This window comes from Coleofasciculus sp. G1-WW12-02, assembly GCF_040219735.1.
Classification (GTDB): domain Bacteria; phylum Cyanobacteriota; class Cyanobacteriia; order Cyanobacteriales; family Coleofasciculaceae; genus Coleofasciculus.
Genome location: NZ_JAVJRX010000119.1, coordinates 26,418 through 50,938, shown reverse-complemented (window position 1 = coordinate 50,938; position 24,521 = coordinate 26,418). Strand labels below are relative to the sequence as shown.

Sequence of the window (24,521 nt, the reverse complement as noted above, 5' to 3'; positions counted from 1 at the left end):
CGCTTAGAAATTATAATCACAGAATAGGAATCTAGACAGCTTGAGCAGGAAGCTGTAAAGCGCGGTATGACCAAATCAGAGTTAATTAGAAGCCTGATTGCTCGTTTAAGAGCACCTATTTGATAGCCTCCGTACCTCCGGCTATCCGCCTATCCATCCCAACGCCAACCTGGGTACAGGTATGGCGTGGGGCTTTCGGCGAAAGAAAGCTAAAACGGATTGCAGGTAAATTGTTATCGGACTACTTCTCTATTCAATCTCAATCGAGGTTGGTGACGAATCGCTGATTCCCGTTGTGGTCAATGGTGTGCGATACTCAGCATAGAGGCGATCGCGCCAGTCGAAGAAGGTTTGATACACGCTACTATCGGCTAAACCAGGAATGCCTTTCCCTGGAAGGGAGTCAGGTAAGTCGAGATAAGGACCATCGGGAAATTTCAGCAGTAAACTCACCCCGGCGACGGCAAAATCAGCTAAACAGGGACTGTCTGTGACTAAATAGGGGCGATCTGACAAGATTAAGCTGAGGGCTTCTAAGTCCTGCTTCAGACTGTCTCTGGCGTCTTTTATGGCGTCTGCACCATAGCCGATACCAATTCCCAAAACCTCAAAGACTTCTGCGGGAACACCGCCCAGAAAAGTTTTGAAGAAATATGGTGTATCTTTGGGTAATACGGATGTGCGATAACTGGGATTGTGACTTAATGCTCCATAGAAGACTTTGCGACTTTTGACACCAATAGACTCATCCGCCCATTCTTCCATCAGTAAACATTGGGCGCGTTGCTGGGGATCGGTGGGAATGAGAGGCTTATCTGGATACTTGCGATCCAAGTACATCGCGATCGCAGTCGAATCAGCAATGACGGTATCCCCATCTTTGAGAACAGGGACTTGCTTTTGACCCGATAGGCGATACAAGTCTAGCTGTCCGATTCCTGGGGTGACTTCAATTTTGCGATACGCTAGCCCTTTGTAATCAAGAATCAGCCGCACTTTTTCCGAGAACTGCGACAACTCAAATTGATACAATTCCAACATGATCGATCTCCTTAGGGTTTGATTTGTCATTTGTCCTTTGTTCTTGGTGATTGCCTAAATTGAACCAATAACTCTGGACAAGAATGTGCAATAGATTAAGCCATTTGAGGTGTCAGGTTGAGTTCGAGCACTTCGTTTGGCTGAGGGTCAATTACCTGAGTGGATAGGTTGTGCTGTGCCAGTTGCGATCGCAACTCCTCCAAACTACCAACCTGATGCAGCAGGGAATCTAGCACTCCCTCGTACTTAACTCCACCTCCGGCGGCTGTAGGTAGAAACACTTGCGGTTGCACCCATTGAGCCAGTTGCAGTGCGCTATGATGACCTTGGATAATGGGTCCAAGCACAGGCAATTCCAATGTCACCACGGGACTAATCACCACATCGATTGGAGCATACTCTTTTAACTGCTCCGATGGATACCCGTGAGGCTCATAATAGAGACTTGTGCCACTATCTAACTGTTTAATCAGATAGGCGTTTTCCTGCAAAAAAGGACCAATCGGTGCCCCCGGTAAGGCGCGGATTTCAATTTGGTTAGCGAGGGTGAAGGTTTGACCAAAGGCTAACGGCGTCACCTGAGTATAGCCCAACTCCTTCACCACTTTTGCGGCACTCTCTGAACCAACAACGGGGATTGTCTTGTCCAGCTTTGCCAATGTGGGTCTGTGGGCATGATCCTCTAGTCCCTGGGATAGCACAATCAAGTCTATCTGATCAGGAAGCGCATCCAAAGCTGGAAGTTTGTCACCTTTGAACAACCAGGGAAGATTGCCAAAGATTAAGGAATCCACAAGCCAGGGATCAATCAGGATGTGTTTTTGCCCGAGTTCGAGTAGCCAGCTATTGGCGCCGAAGTAGGTTAGGTGCATAGCAGTCCGACTATTATGATGAGGTCATCTCTCCCAATTGTAAAGTTTCTTAAAGTTTCTGCCCGTTGTTTAGGAGGTGCGAGGGGGCGCTGCTGACTTTTCACGGCATATAGTTTTGATTGTGTAGGGGCTCACTTTCACTACTATCTTGTTGATTGCACCCAGATGCAACTAAACCCGCCCCGACTTGATCCTTCGATTCAAAGGATCGGACATGGCGTATGACTGCGACTTGGTATCAGGTGTAAACAAATGACCCCTGACAAATAACGAATGACGAATGCTAGGGTAGAGACGGATACAGGGAAATCTACCAAAAGCGAGTCGGAACTGTTAAGCATTTAAACCCTACCGTAGGGTGGGCATTGCCCACCAACCCGAAGTCAGTACCATTCATCGATACCTAATGTAAATGCATGACAGTTTCCCGAAATTTATATCCGAGAATTAGCTGATTTTCCATGTCAACCCTAATCGAAAAATTACTTGCCGCAGGCTGGTGTTACGAAAGTAATCGACCCAGCCATAGTCATGAAAAGACCGAAATCTATAAAGATTGGGAGATTATTACATATCCCGAATTGGCATTGCATTATCTACCAACGGGAGAATATTTTATTGGTTCGACTAATCCCACCTTAGGGTCAAAAGTTTCCCAAGCTAAAATCGGCGTCATTAAGGCACTGATTGATTCATCAGACTAAAGTCACGCATTCGTAGAGGCGGGTTTAGCCACTCAGGTAAGTTTGTCAGGTAATAACTGATCAACAAAACCCGCCCTTATCCAAAAGCATTCGCGTTCTCATGTCTAGGTTCCACTCAAAATGAGCGTCGCTAACACCTATACATCAGCAAAAAGGGGTTACATCGCAAGAATGACGAATGAAAAATGACAAATGACAACCTAATGATCATTATAAGAGCCTTTAAAAATACGCTCTTGCTGTTCTGGCGTAATCCAAGTCGCTCTAGCAAACTGGGTTCTCGGTGGTACGAACTGACCTTGAATCGGGTTATATTCCATAACTTCTCCCGTTTCAATTTCATAAACCCAAGCATGGAGTTGCAATTTACCAGCTTTGAGTCTAGACTGAATTACGGGGTAAGTGCGTAGATTTTCCAATTGGTTGAGAACATTCTCTTGAATAGAAGCATTTAGCAGATCTTCACCTTCATAGTTTTGGTAATGTTCCTTAATAATCCGCCGCGTCGCTTCCGCATGTTTGAGCCATTCGTAAACCATTGGCATTTCCTCTTCCAGCTTGCTGAGTTTCAGCAATCCTTTCATCGCGCCGCAGTGGGAATGACCACAAACAATCACATCTTCAATGCCTAACGCATGAATAGCATACTCAACGGCTGCACCTTCTCCGCCATTCGTCGCCCCATAGGGAGGAATAATGTTACCCGCATTGCGGATGATAAACATTTCACCCGGCTTGGTTTGGGTCATCAGATTGGGATCAATCCGGGAGTCTGAGCAAGTAATAAACAGAACTCGCGGATGCTGTCCTTGAGAGAGTAACTCAAATAGCTCCCGGTGAGCCGTAAAGTAATTGGTCTGGAACTCATGCAGACCCTTAATTAACTGTTTCATCGATCAACGTTTCCGAAGACAAGGGGACATCATTGTCTATGATCCCACACAAGTGTAAGCTGTCACGCATTTAATCTGATAGTTGAGGCTGACAGGGAAATAGGCGTACTCCGGAGACAGGGGAGATGGGGGAAATGAGGGAGATAGGGAAATGGGGAAAATGACGTAGCTTGCTTCTCGCTACCTTGAGTATTACAAATGACATAAATACACATCAGCTTATTAGCTTATTACTCCCTAAATGGTCATTGCGTCGCTTCAATGTCGGAGCGATCGTGATGGTCAGATTTTATATCTAAAAGAGAGATAGCTACATAAATACAAAAAAGAGAAAAGAAAACCCACAGAGAATTGAGTCCCCAAAACTTAATCCAAAAATTGACAAAATGTTTGGTATCTATATTGGAAAAGCCATTTAAAGCTTCTGTCCCAAAAAACAAAATGGCTCCATATAAATCCATGAGTGAAGTAATCAGAATACATAAACCAGCTTGGCGGATATTTCTTTTTAGAATATAAAAAGCATAAAGAGTAAGAGGTCCACCTATTACAGCAGTGACCCACTCTAAAATAACAGTAGCGGAGTCTGATATGAGATAACGGCGATCAGCAACACCATAAGCCCACCATATCCAAGCCCACTTATCTTTTTCCGTGACATCGTGTAGATATGGATGAACAAAACACCAGCTTAACTCCCATGTAACATGAGCAACTCCCGATATTAATAACCAAATACTACAAATAGTTATTAGTTTTTCTATTATTGTCTGATTTCCTGGACTTGAATAAAAGCAAGGGGAGATTAACAGCACCAGTAGAGCGGTAATGAGCAGACAAGAAGCAAAATTTGAGTAGATTAATGGATCGGCTTCAAATAAAACGATGAAAGCGAGCGTTCCTGGGACACAGGTTAATGCTACTATTACAGCAAACATTTGAAATGTTCGGACAATCTTCATAAGATAAATGTTATCAAACAATCCGGATATGAACATATAAATTCAAGTCTGTCAAGCCCTATTAGGGAATTATTTCTCTATTATATAGTCTTCAATAACCAGAGCATCTAGCCCGGTCGTAAAAAACACAGTTATAGCATCTTCTAAAGAATGTATAATGGGCTTGCCCATAACATTGAGACTGGTATTTAAGAGAATTGGTACTCCAGTTAAATCATAAAAAGCTTGGATTAATTCATAAAACCGTTTATTCCATTCTTTTTTAACAGACTGAAGACGGCCTGTACGATCGGTATGGACAACAGCTGGCACTTTATCAACGACTTCTTTCTTGAACTTCAATGTCCTTTCCATATAAGGTGATTCTTGGTAATTTTCAAAATATTCTTCACCGAATTCATGTAAAATAGCAGGGGCAAACGGACGAAATTCTTCGCGGAACTTTACCACAGTATTAATTCTATTTTTCATGTCTGCTGAACGGGGATCAGCCAGAATTGAGCGGTTTCCCAGAGCGCGTGGTCCAAACTCAGCCCGTTCTTGAACCCAACCCACTAATTTTCCTTGAGATAGTAAAATAGCAGTTTCTTTATGAATTTCTCCAGGAAGATGACGTAGCTTATTCAACTTACCGAATTCCTTTAAATGCTCTAAACTCAACTTAGAGATAGAAGAGCCTAAATAAGGAGATTGTATTGTAGGGGTACAAATTAGATCGGGGTGTTCTTGATAAAAACTCAATAAAGCAGCTCCTAGAGCATTGCCGTCATCTGCTGGAGCACAGGGCACATGAAGTTTTTTAAATTTTGTTTTTTGGTATATTTGACCATTGTATGCAGAATTTAAAGCACATCCTCCTCCTAAAATAAGATTCTCTGAAAATCCTAATTCATATAAACTCATGAGCAATTGAGTCATTATTTCTGAATAAAAAAACTGTGTTGTATAGGCTGTATTTGCTCGCTTTTCGAGGAAATTATTTTTATGGTTTGCCAAAGATGCAAGATTCTCTATTAGGTTTTTAACGGCTTTTTTAGAAGAGTATTTTATTTCAATGCCTTTAACTTTTATAACCGCTTTTAAGGCTTGATATAAATTGTAATCTAATTCTCCATAAGGTGCTAAACCCATCACTTTCCATTCTTCACCTTTCATGGGATCGAATCCACAAAAAATTGTACAAACTGCATAGAGAAGTCCTAGGCTTGCAACTCCTCTATTTTTTTTGATTTGTTTTATTTTTCCATTTTGATAATGATAATATGCAATCGAGCCACCTTCTCCATATCCGTCGGCAATCATACAAACTCCTTCAGAAAATGGGCTTGTATAGCATGACATAGCTGCATGAGTTAAATGATGAGAGTAACTTTTAAAAGTTACTTTACTATTTTTAAAGACCTCCCCAATAAATTGCAGTAACTCATTCCCCACTCGTTCTAAAAAATTAAATTCTAGAAAACCAATATAGTTTTTGCTGAATACAGAGTCATACAAAAAACTTACTATTGTTTCCATACTATTGTCGGGCATTTTTTTTGTATTTAGCAAACCCAAAATATATTGAAACTTAAGGAAATCGTGAAAATCTTTGCTCCAAGTTTTGGTAACTATAAAATGAGTATTATCGGAACAGTATTCTGTTAAGACATTGGCTAAAATATCTCTTTGATCTGGTACATAATTTAGGGCTCTTTTTCTCTGCAAATACCTTTCTGTTGCTTCGGCAAAAATGACTTTGCCCTGACTATCTACAATTGCTATCGAACTATCATGAAAAGTGCTGCCTAAGCCAATATAAATTTTTTTCATTTTCTGAGTACCTTGAATTTGTTTAATTCGCTTAATTTTGGGGCTTAATAAGTTATTGCTGTTGCTTTTTAGCTAAAAATTTTATTCCCGGTAAAAGTTAAGGACTGGTAGGGGAGATAGCTATTTGTTTGCCATTTAGTTGTTCGGCGTAGAACTGACGTGCCCAGTGCCGATATTGAGAAATGGGTGCATCCCCATCGCAAAAATTAGGAACAGTTGGATAAGTCTTATTTTCTAAAATTGGAATATCTTGTTGAATCTCTTGTTGCAACCGCTTGCTCAGGTTTTTTGTCACTGCAAATGTTACAAGTGGATTGATAATTTTTTTAATACTGATAACTGCATGAACTTCAATATATTCGCTATCAATGGGAGTCATAAAAAACATAAGCAGTACGTTCACATCGATTCTCACCTTGGCACGAACTCGTATCAATTTGCAACCCAATCCGTAACAGGTAATATCTGACAAGGTTTCTTCCGGTGTTGCCAACAAGATTTGGCTACCCAAAAACTTTCCTCCCTGACGAGAAGCACGCCACTTCAGTACAGACCCTTCTACGGCCAACGGCTCAGTTTTCAAGGTATCCCAGGTAATATGTACAAAGGGAAGATGGGCATAATCGACGGCATTCTCAATAATTTCTTGAATATGCGTGCGGATTTTCCAGCTCTGAGCTAAACGAAACGGAGTCCATTCTCTGGAAGTATATTCCGGTAGTTCTGGTACTGCCCAAGTCGGTTTCTCTCTCTGAGGATGATAGTAGGCCATGATCACCCCATTGACTTCGCAAATAGGCCAGATAGAAATTTGAGCCTTTGGTGGGATTTTGTTGGCATAAGGAATATCAACACATTGCCCCTGACCGTTGAAACACCAGCCATGAAAGGGACACTGAATAATTTCTCCCTTGACTTTACCGCCATAACCCAGATGCGCTCCCAGGTGCGGACAATGGGCATTGAGAAGGTGAACTTCACCCTTTTGGCTGCGGAAAAGCACCAGATCTCTACCAAAGTAGCGGAGCGGTTTGACCTGACCCGGACGCAGTTCGTCACTGTAGGCAATGCGGAACCAGCCAATCGGAAAAGATGTAAACGGAAAACGGGGTTTCAACATAGATACTGCTTGCATGGAGAAGGAAGTTAGGTTGCTAAGAGTTTACAATAATCAATTTGTTAGTCAGTTTTTAAAGTTTTTTGCGGAATGTTGAATAACAAATGACAAAGCAGAAGCAGAATCGCTTCACAGGTTAAACCTGAGATTTTACAGGGTCACTGCTATAGAACTGACTAGCCCAGCGTCTAAATTTTATAATGGGCCCGTCCCCCTCACAAATTAAGGGATTCGTTAAGTAAAGCTTGTTTTCCCAAAGCGGGATATCTTTATCTGCTTCTTGATGAAACACTTGAAGCGTTTGCTCTGCCACCGCAGAAGTCATTTCTTCGCTGGGAAGTTTTTTGATACTGAAAAGATAATGATAATCCAAGTATTCTCCATCAATTGGAGTATCGTAGAAAACTACCATATACTCATATTCAAAAGGCATTTTGACATGGTATCTATGCACGACATGGCCTAGCCCATATAGCGTTTGTTCGATGTAGGCTTGTGTTTCCGGAGTAGAAGGAATATTTTTTGAACTGGCGCTGTAGCTCCACTTCAAAACCTGATTGTCTATATGCAGAGTTCCGTCTTCAACAGCATCAACTAAATGCGTACCATATAGATGCCCGACATCAATCAGGTTTTCTTTGGTTTCCTGTAGGTGTGAACGGATTTTGCGCCGACTGACAACATTAAACGGAGCCCATTCTGAGGATGTGAGTTCTGGAAGTGGCGGTATTTCCCAAGTTGGGGGTTTTCCTTCGGCGTGGTAGTAAACCATGATTACCCCATTCAATTCACGCACTGGCCAAGGGGCAATCTCTGCTTTAGATGGAATTTTATTACCATAGGGAATATCGACACATTTCCCTTCGTTATTAAAGCACCAACCATGAAATGGACATCGGAGAACTTCGCCTTTCACCGTACCCCCATGACCTAGGTGAGTCCCTAAATGAGGACAATAGGCATCAAAAACGTGGGGCGTACCATTTTCCGCGCGAAAAAGAACTAAGTCTCTGCCAAAGTAATGGAGCGGCTTAACTTCGCCAACGCTCAGTTCGTCGCTATAGGCGACGCGGAACCAACCATTGGCAAATGGTGTGAAGGGAAAACGGGATACTTGAGTATTTGCGGTCATTGCTAATTCCATAAGTATAAAGTCTATAGTAAAGTAATGGGATTTAGTACAGGAAAGGAATCATTCTAAATTGAGCTCGATCGCAATAGGTTTCCCACAACTCTCCGTACTTGGCACGACAGCGTTGCTCGTCGCGCCAGGACCGATGGATCAGGAGGCAGCAGAGCCACAAAGGAAGCAGATAGGGAACTATCGATTGAGTTCCCGTTGTCAGAGCGATCGCCAAATAAACGCCAATTTCTCCGGTATAGTTGAGTTTCCGTCCCACTCCCCACCAACCGGAAATGAGGAGTTTTCCCTGTAAGCTTTGAGCTGGCTTGCCCCAAATCTCTGCGTTGGGGTCTTTCTTAAAGCGATGCTTCTGGAGATTTGCCCCTCGAAATAGCCACAAACTGAAGCAATAAAGCAAACAGATGCCAATAACTATCGCTAAGGGCAATGGCGATATTTTATCGATTAGAAACCAGCCAGCAATACTATAGAAAAATGGCACCAAAACCAGATCACCCCAGATCAGCATGAATCCAAATCTTTCGGCAATTATATCCCACATCGACAAGGCGCATTCCTCATAGTAATAATGACTGGCTAGATAAATCCACCAAAATATTTCAAAAATCCACATTTGCAGAGAAACCCTTCCGTAGGTTTCATATTGCACATAGGCAAAGGAGGCATTGAGCAATCCTAAACCAATTAAAGAGGGCTGGTAAGCGAAGAATTTTAAATCTACACCGAGCCAAGTTGGATTGAGTTCAACGCCCAACCACAAATCGCTCAAAAGTTTTCCCAATGATATTTTTTCTGATAAGTCCTTCTGGTTGGGCTGAGAATTCAAGTCTTGTCTCTGTTTGTCACCTAAATATAAAACCAATGTCCAAGCCAAAGCAAAGCCATTAGCAACAATTAATAATTCCCAAAAATATCGATGAATAAAAGCTAAAGACCAGTCAAATAATAAGGTGGATATCCCCATAAACAAAGTAACTAACCCAAATAATAGAAGACCATTGAGTTTATATAATTTTGTAGTCCCATCTGTTTCTGTATCGCGATTTTGATATGTTTTCCCCGGCAAAAATTTCGCGGCAATGAATAGGATGGCGATAAAGCCAACAAAAATCAATATTGCATCCAATAGCCGAGACAGACTAACTGACTGTAAAATATCGTTCATTTTCTATGTGCGACCTTAATATTAGCCCAGCAAAATTTTATTCTTTCCCAGAATTTGTTCATTTTTTAGCTCCGGTAAAAAATTAATGATAAAAGTCACGACTGCTGTACTAGAACTTTAGTCAGATTTTTTTGTTCTGAGTAGAACTGGCGAACCCATCGTCGATATTCTGTAATCGGACCATCACCCTCACAGAGGTTAGGAGTGCTTCGGTAAAGCTTGTTTTCCCACATTGGCATATCTTGATAAATGGCCATTTCGGCTTCACGAGCTGGGTCACTCCCGATAAATCGAGTAATTACTCGATTCACTATTTTCTTGACCCCGAAAACCCCTTTTAATTCAATATACTCCTCATCAATGGGCGTAGGAAATATATCGAATAGTATCCATATTCCCCCCAATACATTCACCCGGACGCGGGTTGCTAAAAACCCTAAACCATAGCAGGTAAACTCATGTGCAACCGTCAACCTTGGGTTAATCATCGGAATTGGAAATTTATTTTTGTAGGAGGGATTGGTGCGGTAGGTAAAAAATGGTCCATTAATTTCTGGAGCAGTCCCTCTGTCAAATTCCATAACGGCTTGAGGATGCCGACAAGTCAGGTGAGCAATGTCCGAACCGTTTTCTCCAATTTCTTGAACGTGAGTTTTTATGTTCCGCCAGCTGATGCGCTTGAGCATCACCCATTCCTCTGAGTTGTATTCAGAGAGTTCTGGCATTTCCCAGGTTGGTTGCTCTTGATCGGGACTGTAGTACATCATTATTAAGCCGTTGACTTCTCGAACTGGCCAAGCTCGAATCTGTGCTTTTGGTGGAATTTTGCTGGCATAAGGAATATCAACGCATTGCCCCTGACCCTCCAAGCACCAACCGTGGAAAGGACATTGGATGGTTTCGCCCTTGACTTTGCCACCATAACCCAGATGGGCTCCCAGATGGGGACAATGAGCATCGAGAACGTGAGCTTGACCCTGTTGGGTGCGGAAAAGTACCAAGTCTTGACCGAAGTAGCGGAGTGGGTTGACCTGACCTGGACGCAGTTCGTCACTGTAGGCGATTCGGAACCAGCCACGGGGAAAAGATGTAAAGGGAAAACGGGATGCCATCATTGTTATTAATAGAATTGAATAAAGTTTTTAAGGGCTAATTATGTTTTATTCATCGTATACCTCGTGAGACTCCGGATAAGAGCGAAGCAAGCCGGAGAGGGATAGAGGTCAAATCTTGCTACTCGATGTGGCAAGATTTGACAATCCAGTTGAAGGCACGACAATTAACCCCGTGCTTGTTCCCAGTCTTTTCGATTGAAATTAACAAGCATTAGAGGCTTACTTACGCTGATAACGCACTAAACAGGGTTGCCGTGGCCCGACAACCCAAGTTGTATAGTTCGGCTCGTAGCTGGCTTGAACCAACTCCAAATCAAAGTGCTGTAACAGAATGCTCCAAATCACTTTAACTTGCTGATAAGCAAACGCCTCGCCAATACAGCGGTGCCGCCCACCGCCAAATCCAATCAGGGCATATCGATGCTGTCTGTGTTCCTCCCGTCCGGGGGCAAAACGGCTGGGATCGTAGCGATCGGGATTTGGGAAAACGTCAGGGATTCGATGGGAAACCGCCGATGAAACCATGACTAAACCCCCTGCTGGCATCATATAGTCTTCATACTCAAAATCCTCTAAAATTTGCCGCATCAGCATGACCAGTGGCGGACGCATCCGTTCCGCTTCTCGAATGGCACTTTCCAAATGAGACAATTGACCCAGGGCACTGAGGGAGATTTCTGGGTTTTCGCCAAAAACCTGTTGCTGTTCCTGCAAAATTGCCGGTAGATGTTGGGGATGTTGCAACAATAATATCCCCGTCCAGGCGGCTAATACCGCACTGGTATGTTGTCCGGCAAATAATAGCGTGAGTAATAAGCCTGTAATGTTATCTTCGGATAGGGCAGTGCCATCAGAATATTGAGCGGCGATCAAGGTTTGTAGGAAGTCCTCTGTCTCTATTCCTTGGTTGCGTCGATTGGCAACGATCTCGGCAATTAATTCCACCATGCGAATTCGAGCTTTGTCCCGGCGCTGGAAAGAAGGGAGGGGTAAATAGGGCCAGAAAAAGCCCAGGAGGTGGAGTGCGCCTTCTATGTCATGGTACAACTGAGCAAACTCAGTTGTGAGATGGGTGCGGAACTCTTCACCAATTAGACAACGACCTGCAATAAAAATCGTCAGCTCGTTACAGGCGCAAAGCAGGTCTATCTCTCCAGAATTTCCCCAGGAGTCAAAGTATGCCTGGGCTTCTTCAGTCATGAACTGGGCATAGGTTCGCATCCTCTCCTCCCGCATCGCCGGGAAGACAAAGCTAATCTGCTCACTCATGATTTCGGGACTGGCATCATAGGCAATGCCTTTGCCAAAAATTGGAATCGTAAATTTGTAGGCTTCTCTGGCGCTAAGTTGGTTGTCGGGAGCTTTAAAAAAAGCTTGATTGGCATTGGGTCCGGTAAGTACGGTGACTTGTTTTCCCATCAAAGAAAAGGAAAAAATATCACCAAACTGTTGTCGCCCCTTGTGGAGTAATCCCACCGGATCACGAGCAAATTCTAAAGCATGACCAAGATAAGGAAGTCCATGACTCAATCTGGGAGGAGATTTCTTTGTCCGGTGGGAGGGGGTATAGGTGGTCGCCATAATGATAATTGATAATGTCTTTAATCCGTTAGTTTATTGCATGATTGATGATAACGTTCTGCTACCCATCTGACGTAGCATGGCAGGCAGCGATATAGCCAAATGTCATGGCAGGACCAATTGTGGCTCCCCCTCCAGGATAGGTATCGCCCATAACCGAAGCCGAAACATTGCCAATGGCATAAAGTCCCGCGATCGCCGAACCATCTTTTCTGAGTACGCGGGCATTCTCATCAGTTTTTAAGCCTCCTTTGGTTCCCAAATCTCCTGGAAAGACTTTAACCGCATAAAAAGGCGGGCAATCAATCGCGCCTAAACAAGGATTAGGCTTAACTCTAGTATCACCATAGTAACGGTTATAACTGTTATCTCCTCTATGAAAATCCAGGTCAAGACCTGTTACGGCATACTGGTTCATTTTTCGAGTCGTTTCGATTAACCCTTGGGGTTCAATGCCACATTTTTTGCCTAAGTCTTCAATCGTGTTAGCCACCTGAATATAGCCATTATCAATATATTTTTTCGGGGTCAAACCGGGCATTAGTGGTCCGGTGGGATATTGATAGCGAAATCGGCGATCGAAAACAAAAAAAGCGGGAACACTATCAGTTTTGTACATATCTTTGACAACATCAATGTAGGGATCGGCTTCATTGGTGAACCGTTTTCCTTGACTGTTGACCATCATGCTACCGGGTAAGGATTTCTCAATAATCAGTACATAAGCATATTGGCTTCCAGGTACAACGCTTGTGGGCGTCCACCAGGCTGATTCCATGAGTTCGCATTCAGCTCCAACGCTCATTCCCATACGAATCCCATCCCCCATATTATCTGGGTTGGCGGCTGTCCATCGGTCAGAAATGGGATGGCGTTGATACTGCGATCGCATGAACTTATTCCGAGCAAAACCACCACTAGCCAATATTACCCCTTTCTTGGCGCGAATCATTAGACTTTTGCCGTTTTGTTCGCCTTTTACCCCGACAACCTGATTATTTTCAATCATAAGTTGTTGCACAGATGTGTTGAGCCAAACCGGAATATTGCGATCGGCAAGAGATAACCGTAATCGACCAATCAGGGCGTTTCCCATGGTTAATCGGGAATCATATCGACCTAGTAAACGGCGAGGATTTAAAAAATATTGACTGAGAATATAGGCAGCATTCAATCTTCCTGGGAAAGAAGAATTGACCATCTGGCTGGCTTCCTGGGGAGTCACAGTAATTCGACCCCAAATTAGAGTTTGTGGATGAGGTTGGCGTAGGTTTTTGGCCAAGATGCCAAGCTGACGTCGATCGAAGGGTTTGGCGATTAACGTCCGTCCTCCTTCTTGTTTGCCGCCGTAATGTTCTGCATAATAATCGGAAAGACCAGGTAAAATTTCAAACTGTACATGGGAATTTTTCGCCAGATATTTAACCAGGGTTGCTGCCTGCTGGACATAGGCTTGCAACCGTTGTGCTGCTACCTGAGATTGGGTGACGGCTTGCAAATAAGCCATAGCTTCTTCACCAGAATCATCAATCCCGGCTTCAGCCATGAGATGATTGCAGGGAACCCAGATTCCGCCACCGGATAGGGCAGTAGACCCCCCATAGACTGGGGACTTTTCTAGCACGATCGCCTGATTTTGGCGATCGCCTGCCACCAGTGCCGCCGTCATCCCGCCGGCGCCTGACCCAACCACAACAATATCTTTTGTATAATCCCAGCGTGACATTAATCGTTACATACTATAATTTCTAATCTTCTTCTATAAAATCTAAAGCGATGGTTGAGTCTGTAATTTGGGGTTGAGGGTGGGATTGACAATCAAACCCCGACGCACAAAGTCTTCGTAGGCTTCGCGAACTGACTGTTTAATCGAGGTAGGTTGATACCCTAGCTCGTAAATTGCCTTACGACAATCCGTTCTCAGACGAGTCTCTAAAATCCTCAAATCTGTTGCATTGAGAACCCGTGGCTTATTCGGAAAAAATGAATTCAACAATGCATCCGTTATTTTTGCCATTCTCAGGCTGGCTGAAACTGGCAAGCGGATCAGAGGACGAGGGCGTCCCGTGACCTCTTCGTAAATGATCATCATTTCATCCACAGTTAAAAATTGAGTGCTGAAGCTATACTTTTGTCCAGCTCGTCCCTTTTCCATGGACAGAATATGCCCAGAAACAATATCGTTTATGGCTACAAACTCGGCACCTCCTGTCGTATAGGCTGGTAACTTTCCATTGGCAAAATTGATCAGGGTTTGTCCCAAGGGAGACGGTTGGAAGTCGTTGAGTCCAACTATTACCCAAGGGATGACAATCACCACATCCAGTCCGTCGGCAAATGCCTTTAAACACTCATGTTCGGCAAAAACTTTGGTTAATTCGTAGGGAGAATGAGGGGCAAAAGGATGGAAGGGAACCGTTTCATCACTGGCTTGATCAAGCAGCTTGCCTAGGGCAAAACCGGAGCTAGTGACGACAACACGGGACACACCGGCTTCCAGGGCTGCCCGTAGGATATGGATTGTTCCCAGGACGTTACAATCGTAGATTTCTTGTTTGAAACTAGCATTGCCATGGAGGGTAGAAACTTTCGCCGCACAGTGATAAATGCGATCGCATCCCCGAACGGCTTTGACAACTGCAGACCAATCTCTCAAGTCCCCAGACACTCGCTCTAAGTCCAAGCCCTCAATCGCCAGATTATTATCGGACTCCCACTGCAAAACCCGTACCCTTTGACCGTCTTTGAGCAAGCGACGAACCAGATTGGCTCCCAAGTGGCCGCTTGCCCCTGTCACCAAAATTGTCATGGTTGACTCCCTATTCTGCGTGAAAACCAAATTCCTATCAATTAACCAAAGCTTCACTCGTGAGAGATTGCCCGCTACCTTGACCTTTGCGACCTTTGAGCACCATTTGTACCCCTCTATCAGGGGCAACAACAAAGCCTTTCACTTTAGGTTTTAGGGGTCGAGGATCGACTAATTCCAAGTCGTAGTCAGACAAAATCGTACCCAGTACCAGTTTCATTTCAAAATAGGCAAACTCTGAACCAAGACAACGACGCATACCTGGTCCAAAAGGAACATATTCGTAAGCCGAATAGTCCCGTTCCAGAAAGCGCTCTGGTTTAAATTGGTCGTGTTCGGGGTACAAGTCTTCTCGATGATGAATCAAATAATTACAGGGAATCACTATCCACCCTGGCTCTAATTGGTATCCCATCACCTCTACCGGAGATTTAACTTTTTGAGGCGATATGATCGGTACAATTGGATTAATTCTCATTGTTTCCTGGCAAACTGCCTTAAGATAAGGGTGTTGCGCCAGACTCATGGCATTGGGATTTTCACCCAGTTGAGTTAAGTGATCGATCAGTTGATGACAGACTGGTGGGGTACGGTGAACCCAATACAATGCCCAAGCGACTGCCATAGCAATGGGTTTATAGCCACTGGTTAAGAAGGTGAGTAATTCGGAGTGAAGTTCTTCATCAGTCATGGGTTGACCTTCTTCATCCCGTGCGGTCAATAGCATGGTCAGAATATCATCTTTATCTGAGTCAAGGTTCTGACGACGATGAGCAATTTCTTGGTACAAAACCAGGTCAATTTCTGCTTTAATTCGCTTGAAATATCCCCAGGGACTCCAGGGGCCTAGATCCTTTTGCAAAAAAGGCAGATACATGAAAATTCCTTTTCCTGGAGAGGTAATGTAGTCCAGTAAATCAATAAATAATTGCTTTAACCGGGATGAGGTACTTCCTTTTTCCAAACCAAACACAACCCGGAACATAGACTCCATTGAGATGTCTCCCATGACGGCACAGGCATCAAATGTTGTGCCTGGAGTTAATTCCTGCATGACTTCTTTTGTCACCTGGCAGATTTTTTGACCATAACTTTGTAGTCGCTCTCCATGAAAATGAGGCATTAATAATTTGCGATGGCGTTGATATTGATTCCGATCTTGCAGTGTTAACAAGGAATAATCCCCAACCAACGGTCTGATTAAATCGCGACTTTCACCAATAAATGGATCGAAATGCTGGGTCAACTTTGTAAAAATCTGTTCCACAGCTTGAGGGTTACCAATTACCACAGCAGGTTCGGCATTAAACCAAAATTTTCCCGTGAAAATATCTCCATAACGTTGGGCTGCGGTTTCTGCATATTCGATACAATCTACATTCCACTGTAGGGTTTGTAACCAACCTGGAGTTTTCGGACCATCCGGTAAAACCATTAATTAGAATCTCCTGTTGAGTTTGAAATTGAACTGGAAAAATAGTCAAATTAATTTTGAGATTAATCTGCCAAGAGCAACCCCCTGAGTAATGCTTAGAAATTCAGCCGCTGAGGCTAATTTTAGCTTATCACTAGAGTCAGTTCGGTGTTTTTAAACAGTTGCTGTAATTATTCTTTTCTGGTGAGCAATTTCTTCAAGAATTGCCATGACATCAGTGCGACTCAGTTTGGCTTGACCCTGGGATAGAGCATCGAGAGTTGCATGGGCTAGAGCTAGTGGAATACTACAAAAGTCCAGGGCTGGTCCTTGGGGTAGAGCATCGGTATAAGCATCAGCAAGGGCAAGATTACCACGGGCATAGGTTAGCATATGAGCTTGATCCCAGTCTCGGGGAAAGAAATCAACCCCACGGGTTAAGTCTTCACCATGGTTACGCAGAATATTCACCGCTTGTAAACCTCGACCAAATCCTATCGCCTGGATGCGGTTAGTCTGGGTGTTGTCATACCACGACCACAATTCAGAAAGTAATAATCCCACCGCACCCGCTACGCTAAATGTGTATCGGTTTAAATCGGCTTCTGTGTTAATTGTCCAGTTTCTATCCGCCCAGTAAGCCATCCGGTCTGCCATGGCTGCCGTTGTGTCCCAAATCCGAGGCCAAATCCTTTTAGGGGCAAGTAAAGCCCATTCCTGGATGCGGAGGGTGACTTCAGGGAGAACATTTTGGTAAAGCTTCAGTTCTGAGAACGCCCCTGGATAAAACTGATCTGTTCCTTCTTGCAATGTCTCACTCACCCGACGCAATAACAATGATTTTGTCGCGTTATCTAATTGCGAATGGTCTTCAATTTCATCGATGGCTCTCATACATAGATAGGCGGACATAACCGCCTCTTGTAACTCTGATGGCAGAAGAACTGTTGGAATGTAAAAGGTTCGACTGGTTTGCTTGAGAACTGCCAACGCATCATTGTGAAAGTTATTTTGAGACTTATGATTTAGAGAATTCATTAAGTTAAGATATCCTTGATAAATTTAGATTAACAGATTAAGTAATGCGTTAGTGATTATTGGCGACGTTCCACCAGCCGCACCCAGAAGTTTTTCGGACAGAGATTCGGATTGTAGATAGTTTTTAGCTTGTAAGTGGGCGGATCAATTTCCAATTTAACTCGGCTCAATAATGTTGCCATTAGGGTCATAATTTGAATTTCAGTCATTCGTTTCGCCAGACAAACATGAGCGCCCAAACCAAATGGGGCATAAACACCGGGCTGCTGATGCTCATTTCGAGGTTCGTGATAGCGATCGATGTCAAACGTATAGGGATTCGGAAAAAATTGCGGTAAAAAATGGCAGACACTGGTGGCAACCATGACTTGTTCTCCGCGTTCGACAGAATACCCAGCAAATTCAAAAGATTCTCTAGCTGAACGGGGCAGAACTGGGCTAGAAGGATACATCCGCAACGTTTCCATTGCTGTACCATGCAGAGATTTCATCTCTCTAAGAGCCGATGCACTCAAGCGTTGTTCTGCCAAAACAGCATCTATTTCTGCCGTAACCCGATCCAAAACATCGGGATTGTTCAACAGAGCAAAAAGCATAAAAGTACAGATATTGGCTGTAGTTTCCATCCCACCTAAAAAAGGACTGAGCACTTGAGGAATTAGGGCTACTTCAGAAAAAGGTTGTCCATTTTCGTCCGTTGATTCTAGCAAATCATCAATAAAATTTCGTTCTCGGTCGATGGGCGGAATAGCACGATGGTTGGCAATCAGCTTTCTACCTAGTTCCATCACTCGTGCTTTCGCTTTCAGATAATCTCGGCGACGCAGTGCTTTTTCTGACCAACCCTTGAATGCCACATTGATATTGACACAGAAAAAATGTCGCAAATCATGAAAATAATCGTCAGATTCATAATTGGCTAAGGCTAGACCCAGTTGCCTGACCACAAGTTGCCGGATGATATCAATGACTTTGATCCGTTGTCCAATCTGCCACTGATCGGTCATTTGTTCAGTGGTTTTTACTAACAGGGGCAAATGGGCTAGAATAGCTTCCCGGGAATAACCTCGATTCAGCACCTGGCGCAGGTGGCGATGGGCTGCCCCTTCCATTCGGGAAATAAAAACATCTGTACCATATTCTTGGGAATAGCTTTTCCATATTTCATCCAATGTTAAGTAGTTATCACCGACTTGGGACATGAAATTGTTGGCTTCAGATCCAGCAATGATTGTAAAAGATTGGTTCGGCACATTGACACGGAAAATAGAACCAAACTCCTGATAACTCTTAACTAAGAAACCGACAAAATCATTAGTTAGTCCCAGGGCATTTCCCAACCATGGAAGTCCCGGCACAATAGGCGGTTTAAGCTTCTGATTCTTTCCCCTTTCCCAAGTCGCAATTTTTTCTATCATAGATTTATTCCCACTTTAAATTTTAACAATTATCGGTATTAAAGATAACCAAGCAAATACGGAGCCAAACATTTTCACTGACGATGCTCAATCAGGCGTACCCAGAAGTTTTTCGGACAGGGATTGGGATTGTAGATAGTTTTGAGCTTGTAAGTGGGCGGATCAATTGCCAATCTAACTCGGCTCAATAATGTTGCCATGATGGTCATGATTTGAATTTCAGCCATTCCTTTGCCTAAGCAAATGTGATCTCCCAAACCAAATGGGGCATAAGCACCGGGCTGCTGATGCTCATTTCGAGGTTCGTGATAGCGATCAATGTCAAACGTATAGGGATTCGGAAAAAATTGCGGTAAAAAATGGGAGACAGTGGTTGCGACGATGACTCGCTCCTTTTCTGCCACAGAGCAGCCAGCAAATTCAAATGACTTTTTCGCGGAGCGCGGTAATGCCAACGTTATGGGATACATTCGCAAAGTTTCCATTGCTGCACCATGCAGAGATTTCATCTCTCTAAAAGCCGACGCGCTCAAGGGTTTTTCTGCTAAAACAGCATCCACTTCTGCTGTAACGCGCTCTAACACCTCTGGATGTCTCAATAGGGCAAACAGCATAAAAGTACAAATATTGGCAGCCGTTTCCATGCCAGCAAAATAGATACTAAAAGCTTGAGCCACAAGGACTTCCTCTGCAAAAGGTTGTCCATTTTCGTCCGTTGCTGCCAACAAATCATCAATAAAATCCCGTTCTTGATCGCTCGTTTGATGAGTGCGATGGTTGGCAATAATTTCTCGCCCTAATTCCACAACTCGTGCTTTTGCCTTTAAATAATTTGGCAAGCGTTGAGTTATTTGCGGCCAGCCCTTAAATGTGACGTTGAGGTTGGTACAAAAAAACAGCCTCAAATCATGCAAATAATCCACAGATGGCTGATGAGCCAGGGCTAAACCCAACTGTTCCACCACGAGATACCGCATCACATCGATGACTTTAATTCGTTTTCCGATCTGCCATCTATCCGCCACTTGTTCGGTGGTTTTTACCAACAGAGGCAAATGGGGTAGGATAGCTTCACGGGAATAACCTCGATTCATCACCTGGCGGAGATGGCGATGCGATGCTCCTTCCAGAGCTGAAACGAACACGTCTGTGCCGTATTCGGGAATAATCTTAGACCATATTTCACGAGAGCTTAAGTAATCATCACCGACTTGTGACATGAAGTGATTAGCTTCTGGGCCAGCCAAAACAATATAGTTTTGATTTAGAGCTTGGATGCTAAAAATTGATCCTAAGCGTTGATAGTTTTTAACAAAGAATCCAATTGAATCATTGGTCAACTCGATTGCGTTACCTAAAACTGGTAATCCTGGAACGAGAGGAGGTTTAAGTTTATGGTTGATTTGACTTATACAATTAATAGTTTTCTGACTCACAAATATTTTCCCTTTTGTAATCTTGATTTACTTATTGATATTCTTAAATTTTCTTCTTGGGAAAAGCCTCTATAACTCTTTTATCATCAACATCTAGTTGATTTTTGAGGATTTTTGACATTGCCTCAATGGCAACGGAAGAACCAAAAATCGTGAAACAATTATAGAGCAAGTTTGTTAGCTGAAAACTTCCTCCCGAAGGAACTCTAAGGGGCATTCCAATTGTTTCACTGAGGTTAGTGACCTCATGCCACCACCAAGGAGGATTAAATAGAATATCACCAGGGTTTAAGCTAACGGTATATTTGGGTATGAAATTGTACAACGGATAACGGGAAGAGTCCTTTTCCTGCTTTTTAGTAACCACCGGTGAAATAAACGATGTTGCTGAAGGATTATGACCCACATTAGGATACATCCAAGCCGAATGCCAAGGTGCAACAAAAACCCATCGTTTCTTTCCATGAAGCTGGCAAAAAATATTGCCTCCAGCCGCACAATGGAAATAAGTAGAACTTTGAGAACCTGCTATAAATAATTCGGGACGCAGTATCTGACAACGAAAAATATCCTCAATTTTATGAAACCCCACTTCTTCTAAAATGTTTGCATAGAGTCCAAATATAGAGGCACAAGATATGGCGTGCTTGCGCTCTCCTGAACGAATACTATGGACAAGATTACTTAGCTCAATTTTAGCAATCTCGTTGTTTTGATAATGGGGTGTTCCATCGTATTCTTTTTTTTCACTTTTGTCTTCCAGATAGGGAATTAGCGCGTCTCCATATTTCTCTTTCAGATAATCAAGTGACCAATGATTGACGGCAAAAGAATCTCTCAATATTCCTTTGATTACGATTGGAAAATTACTAGAAATCAGTTGGGGTAAGTTAAATTTTTCAATATTTTCTGGATATATACAAGGAATCTCATATAGTCCTCCAGCTTCTTGAGGCTCAGCCTTCATCATTCTTTGATGAATTGAGTTTTCTAGCCCCTTAAAAACATTTTCATTTCTGGTCATAAATCGCGCCGTCCAAACCAGATTCATCCCTAAATTGCTTGAAAAATCGTTTTGGGGATGATAAGGGTCGATACCTAGTGCTGCTGTGTTAAAAAGCTCTGCTGCTATTTTTGCCTGTGTCATAAGAATGCAATTAGTAATTTTTATTGTCTATAAATACAGATTAAATTTATCTACCCGATCCGTTCTTGACGACGGGATTCGTATAGAGCTAAAGCCCATATCGGGAAGTAGCTGCGGTAAAGGGTATAGTCCAGTAAGGCTGTACTAAAGAAAACGCCAGCAGGATCTTGATCAGGCCATTCCCCATTGTCTAACTGCATATTGACTAAAAACTTAGCCCCTGCCTCAATGGCTGTCCATGCTGCTGATTTGGCTTCTAATAAAGCTTTCAAAGCCCAAGCCGTTTGAATTACCTGACTTTCATGATGCTCTACATATTGCTTGGTTAAACATCCCTGGAAATGCTCTCCCCAACCTCCATCAGATTTCTGTTTGTCTACTAACCAATTACAAGCTCTGCGAATCGCCGGATCGTAGGTTGGAGTTCCCGCAGCCAACAAACCTTGGATGCCAAACATCGTACCATAAATAAAGTTGACTCCCCAGAAACCAGACCAAGAACCGTCTGGCTGTTGCTGGCGACGCAGCCATAATTTCGCCCGTTCAATTACTCCGTTTAATGGGTGTTCAAGCTTGTTGGGTAAACGACAGCGAAACTGCCCCAGAGCAGCAAGGCAAGAAGCCGTACACTCGATATAAGAACGTTCTGTCATCGAGTTAGCAAACATCTCGGCTGGATTAATCAATTCCAATGTCGAGACGATTTTTCGCCGCTCATAACTGCCAAATCCCCCATCCTGATTCTGACATCGCAGCAAAAAGTAAACAGCATCCTCTAAATCTGATTCGGGGATTACTTTTGAGGGGGCATCAAGAAGGGCAAGTAAGGCTTCCGCCGTACAGTCGCTCACGGGCCAACCATGCCAAACCCCAGCAAAACAAAACCCGCCTTGGGGATCAATGCGGTAGTTTTCGGCAAACTTTGGGAAGGTTTGGCGAATTTGCTGGCTGGCAAGGAATTTTTGCCCTTTCTCTAGGTGACTCGCCACATCTATATGAGAGCTAGCTGCTTGTAGGGCTTGTACCGCAAAACTACTATCCCAGGTACTACTACGGGCTCCGGCGATTCTCAGCCCTTGCTGCTTGTCTTCCCACATCCAGCCCTCAAACGCTTTTAGGGCTTGATGTCGATCGCCATCGTTGGGATCGTGCAACCATAAAGCAATGAGATTGAGCAAACCACTAACTGGGGAAATGCTAGTGTAATTGGTGGTGTGTAGTTCCCAGCGAATTAGCTCAAGCATCTGGCAGAGGACTCGTTTTCGCAGGTTGGGAAGATGCCAGCGATCGCAGACAGTTGCTATATTATAAAATCCACGTAGCACCAGACTTGGAGGACTATATGTTTCCTCAGCTCTGAGTTTTTTCCGGGCAACCCCAAAGTTAACCTTCTCGTATTCCTGCACATAAAGCTCTGAACGCAGCGCTGAGATAATTGGTGTTAAAGGCACCTGAAATTTGCACCCATACACATAAGCCATCCCCAGATAAATCAGACGAGTATGGCAATAGTATTTAGACGGGTGAATGGTTAAGCTTTTCGGCAATAACCAAACTTCCGGCAAGATCGGATTAACGCCACGCCAGTTGTAAAGGTTTAGCATCGCCAACCAGAACTTGCCCCAGGTGGGAATGGAAATGACACCTCCTTGAGAACGGATAAATTGCCCCGCTGGCTGCAACAATGGATCTTTGGGTGGCACACCTAAAAGACGTGCTGCGACATAGACTAGGCTAGTGACAAATAAATAGGGTGAAGACTTCTCATGTAACCCCCATAATCCATCGGACAAGCGTGTAGAGCCAAACTGCTGCAATAGGGCTTCTCGGCGTTGAGCGGGTATAGATACCTGGGTGATGTAACACATTAGGGCATACTGGGCTGCCAACATGGGACACCAAACAACCTCCCCTTCCCAGGAACCTTGATCAGCCTGATGCCCCAGGAGTGCTTGAATGCCAAGCTGTAAAGCCTTGATCCCATCTAAAGGTTCAATTATTTGATTTGTTACATCAACGGTATTTGCATTCATAGCTTAAGCAGGAATCAAAGAAGCTATCAAGGAAGCTTGTTCTCACTGAGAGTTTAACTTGTACAAGTACAATTCATAGCAAGCTTCGCTTGATAGTAAAAATTAGATGTAACTTCTAAGCCCAATAATCTGAGATGCAATGCCATGAATACCCAGCAATTGCCATCAAAATTCGGCTTATTACCAATTTATACAGGTCCTAAAATTAAATTGCCAGGAGCCTTTGGGTCATCGCTAAAGAAGAAGTCTTTACAATGTGCCAAGAACTCTTCTTTACTGATGGAGCCATCCCCATTTTGATCAAGTTGGGTAAACGTTGCCTCGGCTTGACCTTCATCAGACTGCCATGCGGCATTCATCTGTTTGAACTCGGACAGGCCAATTTGACCGCTACCATCCGCATCACCCATGGAAAATAAGACTTCTCCACCTGCAGCAATAAGCTGATTCAAAGTCGGATCACTAGCTGGCTTATCATAGTAAGCTATGAATTCCTCCAAAGTTACTTCGCCATCATTATTACTATCCATTGTCGCCAAATCATTCCATTGCTGGGTGACCGACTGGTCATAAGCACTCTGATATTCAGAAGTTCCCGGCTTATATCCTCGGATCGCGACAGTCGATTCAAAAGATTTCTCTAGATCGGCTTTGGTGATAACACCGCTTCCATCAGAATCGAGTGTATTGAAAACTTTTGTCAGCTTTTTCTTGCGAAGTTCACTTATCATTTCACGTTCTCCTAAATTAGTTTTCCCAAAAACTGGAATTCTCTAATTTATATATGTTTCATGAACAACTTGTCAATATTTGCTTACAT

The 24,521-nt window shown here is 43.5% G+C and carries 20 protein-coding genes; 1 reads left to right on the top strand and 19 read right to left on the bottom strand.

All coding sequences use genetic code 11. The features are described from left to right. Window positions 1-249: 249 nt before the first annotated feature. Window positions 250-1,041 (bottom strand): glutathione S-transferase family protein, encoded by a 792-nt coding sequence (locus RID09_RS19620; RefSeq protein WP_446337604.1) that lies wholly within the window; start codon window positions 1,039-1,041, stop codon window positions 250-252. 95 nt (window positions 1,042-1,136) lie between these two features. Continuing rightward, the gene (locus RID09_RS19615; protein WP_446337603.1) at window positions 1,137-1,913 is read right to left on the bottom strand and encodes an MBL fold metallo-hydrolase; all 777 of its coding nucleotides are present in this window, start codon (window positions 1,911-1,913) and stop codon (window positions 1,137-1,139) included. A 461-nt stretch (window positions 1,914-2,374) separates the two neighbouring features. On the opposite strand from RID09_RS19615, the gene RID09_RS19610 reads away from it, so the two are divergent. Then, window positions 2,375-2,617 carry a hypothetical protein gene (locus RID09_RS19610; RefSeq protein WP_006105755.1) on the top strand — a complete coding sequence of 81 codons (243 nt, stop codon included), beginning with the start codon at window positions 2,375-2,377 and terminating at the stop codon, window positions 2,615-2,617. 200 nt (window positions 2,618-2,817) lie between these two features. Here RID09_RS19610 and RID09_RS19605 read toward each other — a convergent pair whose 3' ends face one another. The 17 genes from RID09_RS19605 to RID09_RS19525 form a co-directional block, all read right to left on the bottom strand. Next, window positions 2,818-3,510: a carbonic anhydrase gene (locus RID09_RS19605; RefSeq protein ID WP_446337602.1), complete on the bottom strand. Its 693-nt coding sequence runs from the start codon at window positions 3,508-3,510 to the stop codon at window positions 2,818-2,820. Between the two features lie 245 nt (window positions 3,511-3,755). After that, window positions 3,756-4,472, bottom strand: a complete 717-nt coding sequence (locus tag RID09_RS19600; protein ID WP_446337601.1) for an EXPERA domain-containing protein — start codon at window positions 4,470-4,472, stop codon at window positions 3,756-3,758. 69 nt (window positions 4,473-4,541) lie between these two features. Beyond that, entirely contained in the window at window positions 4,542-6,284 is a 1,743-nt protein-coding gene (locus tag RID09_RS19595) for a carbamoyltransferase family protein (protein WP_446337600.1), read from the bottom strand. 97 nt (window positions 6,285-6,381) lie between these two features. After that, window positions 6,382-7,419, bottom strand: coding sequence for a Rieske 2Fe-2S domain-containing protein (locus RID09_RS19590; protein WP_446337599.1), 1,038 nt, complete (start codon window positions 7,417-7,419; stop codon window positions 6,382-6,384). A gap of 118 nt (window positions 7,420-7,537) precedes the next feature. Continuing rightward, on the bottom strand, window positions 7,538-8,545 hold the full coding sequence (locus RID09_RS19585; protein WP_446337598.1) for a Rieske 2Fe-2S domain-containing protein: 1,008 nt from the start codon (window positions 8,543-8,545) through the stop codon (window positions 7,538-7,540). 31 nt (window positions 8,546-8,576) lie between these two features. Further along, a complete protein-coding gene (locus RID09_RS19580) occupies window positions 8,577-9,710 on the bottom strand; it encodes a hypothetical protein (protein WP_446337597.1) in 1,134 nt (377 codons plus the stop codon). 95 nt (window positions 9,711-9,805) lie between these two features. Beyond that, window positions 9,806-10,825 (bottom strand): Rieske 2Fe-2S domain-containing protein, encoded by a 1,020-nt coding sequence (locus RID09_RS19575; RefSeq protein WP_446337596.1) that lies wholly within the window; start codon window positions 10,823-10,825, stop codon window positions 9,806-9,808. A gap of 219 nt (window positions 10,826-11,044) precedes the next feature. Continuing rightward, window positions 11,045-12,406: a cytochrome P450 gene (locus RID09_RS19570; protein ID WP_446337595.1), complete on the bottom strand. Its 1,362-nt coding sequence runs from the start codon at window positions 12,404-12,406 to the stop codon at window positions 11,045-11,047. A 61-nt stretch (window positions 12,407-12,467) separates the two neighbouring features. Next, window positions 12,468-14,132: an FAD-dependent oxidoreductase gene (locus RID09_RS19565; RefSeq protein ID WP_446337594.1), complete on the bottom strand. Its 1,665-nt coding sequence runs from the start codon at window positions 14,130-14,132 to the stop codon at window positions 12,468-12,470. 42 nt (window positions 14,133-14,174) lie between these two features. Continuing rightward, window positions 14,175-15,215, bottom strand: coding sequence for an SDR family NAD(P)-dependent oxidoreductase (locus RID09_RS19560; protein WP_446337593.1), 1,041 nt, complete (start codon window positions 15,213-15,215; stop codon window positions 14,175-14,177). Between the two features lie 37 nt (window positions 15,216-15,252). Continuing rightward, entirely contained in the window at window positions 15,253-16,650 is a 1,398-nt protein-coding gene (locus tag RID09_RS19555; RefSeq protein WP_446337592.1) for a cytochrome P450, read from the bottom strand. Window positions 16,651-16,803: 153 nt separating this feature from the next. Continuing rightward, a complete protein-coding gene (locus RID09_RS19550) occupies window positions 16,804-17,667 on the bottom strand; it encodes a squalene/phytoene synthase family protein (RefSeq protein WP_446337591.1) in 864 nt (287 codons plus the stop codon). A gap of 56 nt (window positions 17,668-17,723) precedes the next feature. Then, window positions 17,724-19,085, bottom strand: a complete 1,362-nt coding sequence (locus RID09_RS19545) for a cytochrome P450 (RefSeq protein WP_446337590.1) — start codon at window positions 19,083-19,085, stop codon at window positions 17,724-17,726. A gap of 74 nt (window positions 19,086-19,159) precedes the next feature. Then, complete coding sequence (locus RID09_RS19540; RefSeq protein WP_446337589.1) at window positions 19,160-20,521, bottom strand: cytochrome P450; 1,362 nt, start codon at window positions 20,519-20,521, stop codon at window positions 19,160-19,162. Window positions 20,522-20,564: 43 nt separating this feature from the next. Beyond that, window positions 20,565-21,668, bottom strand: coding sequence for a cupin-like domain-containing protein (locus RID09_RS19535; protein ID WP_446337588.1), 1,104 nt, complete (start codon window positions 21,666-21,668; stop codon window positions 20,565-20,567). 50 nt (window positions 21,669-21,718) lie between these two features. Further along, window positions 21,719-23,701: a prenyltransferase/squalene oxidase repeat-containing protein gene (locus tag RID09_RS19530; protein WP_446337587.1), complete on the bottom strand. Its 1,983-nt coding sequence runs from the start codon at window positions 23,699-23,701 to the stop codon at window positions 21,719-21,721. Window positions 23,702-23,889: 188 nt separating this feature from the next. Further along, window positions 23,890-24,432 (bottom strand): EF-hand domain-containing protein, encoded by a 543-nt coding sequence (locus tag RID09_RS19525; protein ID WP_446337586.1) that lies wholly within the window; start codon window positions 24,430-24,432, stop codon window positions 23,890-23,892. Window positions 24,433-24,521 lie beyond the last annotated feature (89 nt).

Excerpts from the sequence above, each read along its gene's own strand:
- RID09_RS19600 (WP_446337601.1), bottom strand. The coding sequence starts at position 4,472 with ATGAAGATTGTCCGAACATTTCAAATGTTTGCTGTAATAGTAGCATTA.
- RID09_RS19545 (WP_446337590.1), bottom strand. The coding sequence starts at position 19,085 with ATGATAGAAAAAATTGCGACTTGGGAAAGGGGAAAGAATCAGAAGCTT.
- RID09_RS19620 (WP_446337604.1), bottom strand. The coding sequence starts at position 1,041 with ATGTTGGAATTGTATCAATTTGAGTTGTCGCAGTTCTCGGAAAAAGTG.
- RID09_RS19535 (WP_446337588.1), bottom strand. The coding sequence starts at position 21,668 with ATGACACAGGCAAAAATAGCAGCAGAGCTTTTTAACACAGCAGCACTA.
- RID09_RS19565 (WP_446337594.1), bottom strand. The coding sequence starts at position 14,132 with ATGTCACGCTGGGATTATACAAAAGATATTGTTGTGGTTGGGTCAGGC.
- RID09_RS19525 (WP_446337586.1), bottom strand. The coding sequence starts at position 24,432 with ATGATAAGTGAACTTCGCAAGAAAAAGCTGACAAAAGTTTTCAATACA.
- RID09_RS19555 (WP_446337592.1), bottom strand. The coding sequence starts at position 16,650 with ATGGTTTTACCGGATGGTCCGAAAACTCCAGGTTGGTTACAAACCCTA.
- RID09_RS19575 (WP_446337596.1), bottom strand. The coding sequence starts at position 10,825 with ATGATGGCATCCCGTTTTCCCTTTACATCTTTTCCCCGTGGCTGGTTC.
- RID09_RS19595 (WP_446337600.1), bottom strand. The coding sequence starts at position 6,284 with ATGAAAAAAATTTATATTGGCTTAGGCAGCACTTTTCATGATAGTTCG.
- RID09_RS19590 (WP_446337599.1), bottom strand. The coding sequence starts at position 7,419 with ATGCAAGCAGTATCTATGTTGAAACCCCGTTTTCCGTTTACATCTTTT.
- RID09_RS19605 (WP_446337602.1), bottom strand. The coding sequence starts at position 3,510 with ATGAAACAGTTAATTAAGGGTCTGCATGAGTTCCAGACCAATTACTTT.
- RID09_RS19530 (WP_446337587.1), bottom strand. The coding sequence starts at position 23,701 with ATGAATGCAAATACCGTTGATGTAACAAATCAAATAATTGAACCTTTA.
- RID09_RS19570 (WP_446337595.1), bottom strand. The coding sequence starts at position 12,406 with ATGGCGACCACCTATACCCCCTCCCACCGGACAAAGAAATCTCCTCCC.
- RID09_RS19585 (WP_446337598.1), bottom strand. The coding sequence starts at position 8,545 with ATGGAATTAGCAATGACCGCAAATACTCAAGTATCCCGTTTTCCCTTC.
- RID09_RS19550 (WP_446337591.1), bottom strand. The coding sequence starts at position 17,667 with ATGAATTCTCTAAATCATAAGTCTCAAAATAACTTTCACAATGATGCG.
- RID09_RS19580 (WP_446337597.1), bottom strand. The coding sequence starts at position 9,710 with ATGAACGATATTTTACAGTCAGTTAGTCTGTCTCGGCTATTGGATGCA.
- RID09_RS19610 (WP_006105755.1), top strand. The coding sequence starts at position 2,375 with ATGTCAACCCTAATCGAAAAATTACTTGCCGCAGGCTGGTGTTACGAA.
- RID09_RS19560 (WP_446337593.1), bottom strand. The coding sequence starts at position 15,215 with ATGACAATTTTGGTGACAGGGGCAAGCGGCCACTTGGGAGCCAATCTG.
- RID09_RS19615 (WP_446337603.1), bottom strand. The coding sequence starts at position 1,913 with ATGCACCTAACCTACTTCGGCGCCAATAGCTGGCTACTCGAACTCGGG.